This is a genomic window from Calothrix sp. NIES-2100, from assembly GCF_963875285.1.
Lineage (GTDB): Bacteria > Cyanobacteriota > Cyanobacteriia > Cyanobacteriales > Nostocaceae > Aulosira.
Genome location: NZ_CAWNLA010000001.1, coordinates 410584 through 419435, shown reverse-complemented (window position 1 = coordinate 419435; position 8852 = coordinate 410584). Strand labels below are relative to the sequence as shown.

The following is an 8852-nucleotide window of genomic DNA, read 5'->3' as shown; positions in this document are numbered from 1 at the left end:
GTGTTTCGCGTAGTTTGTAGTAACTTTCGCCTTGAGGTTAACACTAACAGACTGGCGTTTTAAAATTTGCCAACAGATTTAAACCGTAAAAATTAGGAATTTTTAGACTTTTGTAATTAGAGATTCAGCTAAATTACTGAAATTTTTGTGAAATCATAAAAAATCAACAATTTTACGTATGACAAATTTTGCAACCATTGTCCAATATAGATTTAGGAAAAATTTGGCAATAGGGTGCAAATTATGGCAAGAATTAAACGCAGTTCACGTATTCTGAGCAACGCTGAAAAACGTCTAGCTAGTATTGAATCTATTGATTCTAGCCTAGATGTAGGAGAAGGGTTGACAGTCGAAAATTATACTAAAAAAATTGAAAAACTGCGACAATCTGTAAAAACATACAATCGCACACTCTCCACTATCGATAATTTATTAACCCAAATCATCGAAGAAGAAAAAGATTTAGCAGACTATTCTCAGAAAATCTTGGGTGGTATTGCTTATAAATTCGGTAACAATAGCCACGAATATCAAATGGCTGGAGGTACTCGCAAAAGCGATCGCAAACGTCCTGAGCGTCAAACCACGGTTACACCTACTAGGGAAGAATAGGGCAGAAAAACGCTTACCAATTTGAAAAAAAATGCGACAGATTGGTAGGGGCACAACATTGTTCATTTGTGTCAACTTAAGTCAAAACGCTTATTCCACAGGCATTTTACCCCACCCCTCAATCCCCTCCCCTTGGCAAGGGGAGGGGAAGTTTTGCGTCAGCAAAACTGGGGTGGGGTAGCGCGGATCTTGGTGGTACGTGATTTTGTATCAAATCACATCTTGGCAAGGGTTTCACGTTAAGTTGACACGTATGAACATTGTTGTGCCCTGATGAATAACTTAGGGATCTGCGGGTTAATAGTGTCCCAATCAGACGGGTTTCGACACTTCGTGAGCTTCAGTGCATCGCTTTGCTCAACCCTCAGCAGTCGAGAGTTGAGCGGAGTCGAAACTCGGTTCACTGGTACTTTATTTTCATGCAAATCCCTTATGTGTGGAGTGATTATAGCGGTTCTCGTTTGGATGCACTAGACTATAGGGCACAGCATTGCTCATACGTGTCAACTTAACGTGAAACCCTTACCAAGACGTGATGAGCGAATTCTCTCACTTAACATCATGATCCGCGTCACCCCACCCCGGCTTTGCTGACGCAAAACCTCCCCTCCCCGTAAACGGGGAGGGGATTGAGGGGTGGGGTAAAATGCCTGTGGGATAAGCCTTTTAACTTAAGTTGACACCAATGAGCATTGCTGTGCCCCTACGAATGAATTGATATTTATCCTCACTCACTCCATTTACTCCCAATCCTCAATCTGCAACCCATTCACACGATTAAACTCTTTTGTATTACGAATTACGAATTACGAATTAATTTCCTTCTAGCGCATCGACTTGGGATAAAAGTTCTAAAGCTTTATCCTTTTCGCCAAGTCTTCTATATTCGTCTGCTATCTCACGCAGCAACGATGCTTTGTCATATTCTACATCGTCTTTTTGAGTTAACTCTAGAGCTTGTGCGAGAATTGGCAAGGCTTGAGATGGTTGTTTAGTTTTTCTATATCTAGCAGCTATTTTGATCAATGCTGAGGCTTTTTGACTATGAGAATTTATTGTTTGAGCTATTTGTAAGGCTTGAGTAAATTCGCTGGAGTCTGCTAAATTCACCACTATATCATGCAATGTCGAAGATTTTTGATATTCGTCAGTAATGCTATTGGCTATCTGCAAAGCTTGGGTGAGTTTTTTGGCTTCTAATAGTTTCATAACTATCTGATTTAAAGTTGAACTTTGCCAATATTCATCTTCTATTGTTTTGGCTAATTGTACAGCTTGGGAGTCTTGCCCTACTTCTGCTAATTTGATAGCAACTCCACTCAAAGTTGAGCATTTTTCATAGTTAGTTTTCATGGTTTTAGCGATGAGCAAGGATTGGGGGATTCTTCCCACTTCGGCTAATTTGATCGCTATACCCCGTACTGTCCAATATTTTTGTGTATTATCTTCAATAGTGCCAGCAACTTTCAAGGCTTGGTCAACTTTGCCTAATGCTGCCAAGTTGTTAGATATATTACTTAAAGTTTGGAGTCTTTGTCCTGGATTTTCAATGCTTTGGACGAATTTCAAAGCCTCGGAGATTTTTCCGGCGGCGGCTAAGTTGTCAGCTATGTTACTCAAAGTATCAAATCTTTCAGTGTCATTGGGGATACTTTGGGCTACTTTTAGGGCTTGCTCAAGTTTACCCTGGGCTGCTAAATCAAGGGCTTGATAACGCAAACCAGAAGTATTCTGATTGCTCACAGGTAAACTAGGGAGGGTAAGAAGAGGCAAAGGGGCTAAAGGTAAAGTTGGAAGTGAGGCGTTTTCTTTAACACAAATACCCGCAGAATTGAAGGGAGCAGCGAAAACAGGGTAAGAATTCGCTAGCATTGTGAAGCTCAACAGGGCAAGTAAGCAATTTTGGGGACGCATGAGTGTTAAAGGCAAAACATGACGATAATTTCTGCGTCTAAGGTTTTAACTTGAAAGGCGAATTAAGATCAAGATAAAGACATATTTTGTAGCTTACTGCATGAAACGCATCGTCTTGATTGCTGGGTTTGAATCCTTTAACGCTGACTTGTATAGGAAAGCGGCTTTTTTAGCTAACTCTCGCTGTTTAGATTTGGACATTCGAGTGTTTAGCGATCGCGATATTACCACTAAGCGCCAGGAAGTAGAAGCCGCACTCCAAGACGCTGAGGTATTTTTTGGCAGCTTACTATTTGATTATGACCAGGTTATGTGGCTGCGCGATCGCCTGACCCAAATTCCCATCCGCTTGGTGTTCGAGTCGGCTTTGGAATTGATGAGTTTAACCAAGCTGGGCGATTTTGCCATTGGCGATAAACCCAAAGGTATGCCCAAGCCAGTAAAATTCATTCTGGATAAATTTAGTAACGGTAGAGAAGAAGATAAACTCGCGGGTTATATTAGCTTTTTAAAGGTAGGGCCGAAACTACTCAAATATATACCAGTGCAAAAAGTTCAAGATTTACGCAACTGGTTAATTATTTATGGTTATTGGAATGCTGGCGGGTCTGAAAATGTTGCGTCATTATTTTGGATACTGGCGGAAAAATATTTGGGCTTAAAGGTTGGCGATATTCCCGCGCCTGTGGAAACTCCAAATATGGGGTTATTGCATCCAGATTACCAGGGCTTTTTTGAATCACCAAACGCTTATGTGGAATGGTATCAGCAAAGAAAGGACACGGGGACGCGGGGACACGGAGACGCGGAGAATGTAAATGGAAATTTCTCCGCGTCACTCACTCATCCGGTTGTGGGTATTCTCCTCTACCGCAAACACGTTATTACAAAACAAGCATATATTTCCCAATTAATTAGAAGTTTTGAAGCAGCAGGGTTAATTCCTTTACCGATTTTTATTAATGGGGTGGAAGGACATGTGGCTGTCAGAGATTGGATGACAACTGATTATGAAATTCAACAAAGAGAACTTGGTAATAATGAAACTCCCTCGCTTTCAAAGGAAGCGGTGAAAGTTGATGCTGTTGTTTCTACAATTGGGTTTCCTTTAGTTGGTGGCCCGGCTGGTTCAATGGAAGCAGGGCGACAGGTAGAAGTTGCTAAACGTATTCTGACTGCGAAAAATGTCCCTTATTTTGTAGCTGCACCGTTGTTAATTCAAGATATTCATTCTTGGACGCGACAAGGTATTGGCGGTTTACAAAGTGTGGTGTTGTATGCTTTACCTGAACTCGATGGGGCTATTGATACTGTTCCCCTTGGTGGGTTGGTGGGTGAAGATATTTATTTGATTCCTGAACGGGTGCAGCGATTAATTGGGAGGGTAAAAAGTTGGATTAATTTGCGAAAACAACCTGCATCGGAACGCAAAATTGCCATTATTTTATATGGTTTCCCTCCTGGTTATGGTGCTGTGGGTACGGCTGCTTTATTAAATGTGCCGCGTAGTTTATTAAAATTACTCAACGCACTTAAAGAAGAAGGTTATGCAGTCGGGGATTTACCGGATGATGGAGAAGAATTAATTCGCTGGGTGAAGGAAGCGGATGAAAGTTTCAATGACGCGGAGAAACGGAGACGGGGAGACGCAAAGACAGAGATAGTCCCCGCGTCCCTACATCCCCGCGTCCCCGCGTCAGTTAACGTTCGGACTCTGGAAAAATGGTTAGGATATCTCCGCACTTCTCGCATTGAGAAGCAATGGAAATCTTTGACGGGGACGGGGATTAAAACTTATGGTGATGAGTTTCAAATTGGAGGTGTGCAGTTAGGAAATATCTGGATAGGTGTACAGCCACCTTTGGGTTTACAAGGCGACCCGATGCGGTTAATGTTTGAGAGAGATTTAACGCCTCATCCTCAATATGCTGCTTTTTATAAATGGTTACAAAATGAGTTTGCTGCTGATGCTGTGGTTCATTTTGGAATGCATGGAACTGTGGAATGGTTACCGGGTTCGCCTTTAGGAAATACGGGTTATTCTTGGTCGGATATTTTGTTAGGTGATATCCCTAATCTATATATATATGCGGCGAATAATCCTTCGGAGTCAATTTTGGCGAAGCGTCGCGGTTATGGGGTGTTAATTTCCCATAATGTCCCGCCTTATGGGCGTGCTGGTTTGTATAAGGAGTTGTTGGGGCTAAGAGATTTAATTTCGGAGTATCGGGAAGACCCGAAAAAGAATTATGCACTGAAGGAAGCTATTTGTACAAAAATTGTTGATACTGGGTTGGATGCGGATTGTCCTTTGGAAGATGCGAAAAAGCTGGGGATTCCTTTTAGTTATGAAAATGTGCGGATGTTTAGTGCCCATATTTTTGATGATTATTTGGTGAAGTTGTATGGGTATTTGCAAGTGTTAGAAACTCGGTTGTTTTCTTCTGGGTTGCATGTTTTGGGGGAGGAACCGGATGAGGAAAAGTTGGCGGGGTATTTGGAGGCTTATTTTGGAAATGAACCGCCAAGTCGCCAAGGACACCAAGAGGAGGAAGAGGAAATAAAAAGTTTATTAATGCAATCGACTGATGAGTTGAGGAATTTATTAAGGGGTTTGAATGGGGAGTATATTCCGCCTGCGCCTGGTGGTGATTTGTTAAGGGATGGGGCTGGGGTGTTACCTACGGGGAGGAATATTCATGCTTTAGATCCTTATAGAATGCCTTCTCCTGCGGCTTATGAACGGGGTAGGGAAATTGCGCAAAAAATTATCGCCCAGCATTTAGAAGAACATGGGAAATATCCGGAAACTGTGGCGGTGATGTTATGGGGTTTGGATGCGATTAAAACTAAGGGTGAATCGTTGGGGATTCTATTAGAATTAGTTGGCGCTGAAGCTGTGAAGGAGGGAACGGGGAGAATTGTTCGTTATGAGTTGAAACCTTTGGCTGATGTGGGACATCCCCGGATTGATGTGTTAGGAAATCTTTCGGGAATTTTCCGCGATAGTTTTGTGAATATCATTGAGTTATTAGATGATTTGTTTCAACGGGCTGCTGATGCTGATGAACCTGAAGAAAAGAATTTTATTAGAAAACATGCTTTGGCTTTGCAGGCGCAAGGTGTGGAGAATGTATCGGCGAGGTTGTTTTCTAACCCGGCGGGAGATTTTGGTTCTTTGGTGAATGACCAAGTTGTGGATGGTAATTGGGAATCTGGGGAAGAGTTAGGTAATACTTGGCAAAGTCGCAATGTGTTTAGCTATGGGCGACAAGATAAGGGACAGGCTAGGCCTGAGGTGTTAAATACTTTATTGAAAACAAGCGATCGCATTGTTCAAGAAATTGATTCGGTAGAATATGGTATTACCGATATTCAAGAATATTACGCCAATACTGGTGGGTTAAAGAAAGCGGCTGAAAAACAACGGGGTAAAAAAATCACTACCAGTTTTGTCGAAAGTTTCTCGAAAGATACCACACCCCGCAATTTAGATGATTTACTGCGGATGGAGTACCGCACGAAGTTGGTAAATCCCAAATGGGCGCAAGCGATGGCTAATCAAGGTTCTGGTGGTGCGTTTGAAATATCCCAACGGATGACGGCGTTGATTGGTTGGGGCGGTACTGCGGATTTTACTGATGATTGGGTATATGACCAAGCTGCGGATACTTACGCCTTTGATGCAGAGATGGCTGAGAAATTACGTAAGGCGAACCCGGAAGCATTCCGCAATATAGTAGGGAGAATGTTAGAGGCACATGGGCGGGGTTTCTGGCAAGCCGATCGAGATAAGTTAGATAAGTTACGCCAATTGTATGATTTGACCGATGAAGAATTGGAGGGTGTGACACCTTAATCACAATAGTTAAGCAAATGTTCGCTAAAGCGCAACTCTTAACTTCGGGATCTTCAAAATTTAAGCAAATTTAACTCCCAAAGATGACGAGGTTCTAAAATTTTTGATTCTTGAAACCTATATGGGGTCTACCTTTGGGAAATTTCTGGTGCTTAATCCTTAACTTCTTTCTTAAATTCGCTAACTTCGGTTGTGTTGATTGTAGTAAAGCTGCATGATTGAGTTAAATAGCTATGCCGATCAAACAGAATCAGAACGAGTTGAAAAGAAAACTCTACGTAGAAAAATTCTGAAAATGTCAAAGGGAAAGTCTAACGATCGCCACTTTCTTAGGTTGGGTTGAGGCAAAAAAACCCAACCTTATCTCTTCCTAAATGTAAAAAAAGGTAAATATTATGGCAACAGATTATGTAATGTTTGTGCATGGGGTCAATACTAGAGACATTAGAGAAAATCCAAAATACGCCGAGGGGCTGATTACAAAACTCAAAGAACGAAAAACGAATAATCAACGCCAACTTATTCCAGTTCCACTTTATTGGGGAAATGTAAATCAAGAGGCTGAGGAGCAATTACTTAAAACGATGGAAAGCTCGCCCAAGTGGGATAAAATGTGGTTTAGGGAATTCCGCTCTCATCAACTATTACAATTCATTGGAGATGCAGCACTCTACATTAGTCGTTTTATTGGGTCTAACGTAGTCAAACAATTAAAAACTGATGGGCTAGGGGTGATTAAAAATGTTCAACCTGACGATCGCCTGCATTTGGTAACTCATAGTTGGGGAACAGTAATCTTATTAGACGTCTTATTTGCCCCTCGTTGGAATTATGAAAATGTACCTGGGCATGAAGATGTGATGGATATTCGGGATAAATTTTTTGGGATTACTGGTGTTAGCAATACTGGTCAAAGAACAGATACCACTCACAAAGGCATTATACTTGATAGTATCCATACAATGGGTTCTCCTATACCATTCTTTAATTTGACCAATATTACTGGTAGCAGCAGCGATATTAGCGATAATCTCCAAAAATTATTAACCAATTTATATCATAAAACAGGTAAAAGCCTGCCTTGGCGAAATTACATTCATCCTGGCGATCCAGTAGCTTATCCCATTAAAGAACTGATGCAAGATTTAATTAAAGGAACAGATAGTAATTGTCTTGATATCGACGATATTCTCACAGGAGAAGCAGGATTATTAGATATTATTCTCGATCCTTTTAGTCAAAGTACGCTAGCTCTTTTACATGGGGGAGAAGCACATGGCAGCTATTGGAATAGCGATCGAGTCGCCGACAAAATTAGTCACTATCTTCAATAAGAGATTTGCAAAAAAATTTTATTTTTTTGCTTTTATGCGATCGCTCTTGCTTAATTTTACATTTTCCAGAATCAGGGCGATCGCTCTTTTGTGTAAACCATGTTTGAGGATGCGATCGCTTACTCACTAATAAATCGCGATCGCTGCTCAACTCAATTGATTTTTTAACTAGATTTCCCAATCTGCGATCGCCAAAATAGCTTTTGGGTTCTCCGAAATAGCTTTTGGGTTCTCCAAAATAGCTTTTGGGTTCTCCGAAATAGCTTTTGGGTTCTCCGAAATAGCTTTTGGGTTCTCTGATATAATAATTGCGATCGCTCCTTTGAGCAAATCATTGTTGAGAGCGATCGCACTTCGTTAAAGCTAATGCAATGTTGGGTTTCCTTACGTCAACCCAACCTACGAGGCGGGCGATCTAAATGAAGTGTTAAGCAATATCATCGTATTTGTATAGTAGTTCTCGATGGATTTTCAATAAGAGAAGAGTTGATGTGCGCTTTTAACCAGCATTCATTGTTCGGTGAAGTTACAACTCCTACACATCCCGTCTCTTTCTCGCAACGTTTTATACAATCTTCTTCATTTGTATACTCATACTTTATTATATCATTGCCTGGGGAATCATTGTATATAATTTTTGTATGAGGTTTTTGAATTGAATAATAAATTGGAAATCCTGCTAACCCAATTAGAAGAATTGCACCACCTCCAAGTAGTTTTTTGTTAACGTTACCGATTTTTGTAAACCATGATTCAGATTTTAATTCATCTGGATTAGGGACAATTGGTATTGGATGATTTTGTTTTTTATGGTTACAATTACAATTGATTTTTTCTATAATCTTTTTTAAGATAGATATACGATGGCTATATACTGATTTATTCAAGATAGGAAACAATTTATCGCAACAAAGCTTACATAGATTTTCTTGATACCCATATCGATTTAAAGAGTCAATTAACTCTGTACAAAATGTATCATCTGAAGTACCGATGATAAACGAGACTTCCTGGGGGTTGATACCAAGTTCTCTACATAGTTGTTTTCTTGACTCTTGGGTCTCGATCATTACGAGCATTAGTTTTGTTAATTCTTTTATATCATTTTCGTCCAAAAGGAATTGCGTTGACAT

General features: G+C 40.6%; 7 protein-coding genes. 3 read left to right on the top strand and 4 right to left on the bottom strand.

What is annotated here, in order from left to right:
- Positions 1–243: 243 nt before the first annotated feature.
- A complete protein-coding gene (locus AACU32_RS01670; RefSeq protein WP_096597233.1) occupies positions 244–612 on the top strand; it encodes a hypothetical protein in 369 nt (122 codons plus the stop codon).
- A gap of 813 nt (positions 613–1425) precedes the next feature.
- On the opposite strand, the gene AACU32_RS01665 is transcribed toward AACU32_RS01670, so the two are convergent.
- The gene (locus tag AACU32_RS01665) at positions 1426–2484 is read right to left on the bottom strand and encodes a tetratricopeptide repeat protein (protein ID WP_339377416.1); all 1059 of its coding nucleotides are present in this window, start codon (positions 2482–2484) and stop codon (positions 1426–1428) included.
- Between the two features lie 142 nt (positions 2485–2626).
- Here AACU32_RS01665 and bchH point away from each other — a divergent pair, with 142 nt between their 5' ends.
- A complete protein-coding gene (bchH, locus tag AACU32_RS01660) occupies positions 2627–6385 on the top strand; it encodes a magnesium chelatase subunit H (RefSeq protein ID WP_096597229.1) in 3759 nt (1252 codons plus the stop codon).
- A 395-nt stretch (positions 6386–6780) separates the two neighbouring features.
- Positions 6781–7719, top strand: coding sequence for a hypothetical protein (locus AACU32_RS01655; RefSeq protein WP_096597227.1), 939 nt, complete (start codon positions 6781–6783; stop codon positions 7717–7719).
- On the opposite strand, the gene AACU32_RS01650 is transcribed toward AACU32_RS01655, so the two are convergent.
- The 3 genes from AACU32_RS01650 to AACU32_RS01640 form a co-directional block, all read right to left on the bottom strand.
- Positions 7700–7900: a hypothetical protein gene (locus AACU32_RS01650; RefSeq protein WP_096597225.1), complete on the bottom strand. Its 201-nt coding sequence runs from the start codon at positions 7898–7900 to the stop codon at positions 7700–7702. The two genes, AACU32_RS01655 and AACU32_RS01650, sit on opposite strands and share 20 nt — an antisense overlap.
- The gene (locus tag AACU32_RS01645; RefSeq protein WP_339377415.1) at positions 7884–8054 is read right to left on the bottom strand and encodes a hypothetical protein; all 171 of its coding nucleotides are present in this window, start codon (positions 8052–8054) and stop codon (positions 7884–7886) included. The genes AACU32_RS01650 and AACU32_RS01645 overlap by 17 nt, the downstream gene beginning before the upstream one ends.
- A gap of 102 nt (positions 8055–8156) precedes the next feature.
- Positions 8157–8852: a hypothetical protein gene (locus AACU32_RS01640; RefSeq protein ID WP_096597223.1), complete on the bottom strand. Its 696-nt coding sequence runs from the start codon at positions 8850–8852 to the stop codon at positions 8157–8159.